This is a genomic window from Bradyrhizobium sp. SHOUNA76 (assembly GCF_023006445.1).
GTDB lineage: Bacteria > Pseudomonadota > Alphaproteobacteria > Rhizobiales > Xanthobacteraceae > Bradyrhizobium.
Map to the genome: position 1 here is coordinate 1 of NZ_JALBHA010001163.1, position 468 is coordinate 468.

The 468-nt window shown below is 64.1% G+C and carries 1 protein-coding gene; it reads right to left on the reverse strand.

Annotation, left to right across the window (positions count from 1 at the left end):
* Nucleotides 1–250 (reverse strand): GntR family transcriptional regulator (locus MOV74_RS40300; protein WP_246933121.1); only part of this gene is annotated, 250 nt, incomplete at its 3' end.
* Between the last annotated feature and the right edge of the window lie 218 nt (nucleotides 251–468).

Here is a 468-nt window from a genome sequence, read left to right on the forward strand (position 1 = left end):
GATAGGCGAGCTTCTGCGCTTCGACATAGGTTCCACTGCCGCGCTCGGCCCGCACCAGGCCGCGCTCGGCAAGGGCTGCCAGCGCGCGCCGAACGGTGTGGCGGTTGACGCGATAGGTCTCGGCGATCTCCATCTCGCCCGGCAATTTGTCGCCGGCCGCAAAGCGGCCGTCGGCGATGCCGCGCTCGATGCCGTCGGCAACGAGGCGCCATAGCGCGACGCCCGACGACGCAGTGTCTTGCATGCTCATATCGCCGGTCAGCCTAACCCAGAAATCACGGCTTTGTCACGAAACAGTCATGGCGCTCACTTATGAAGTTGTCTATTATAATAGACAACTTAGAATCGGCAAGTTCGGTGGATCCGGTGACGCAACACAACGACCAGCAAGCCCAGCGCCAGGCCGCGATGGCCGTGCTGGCGCACGCGGCGGGGGGCTATATCGCCGCCCGCCTCCGCGACTTGGCT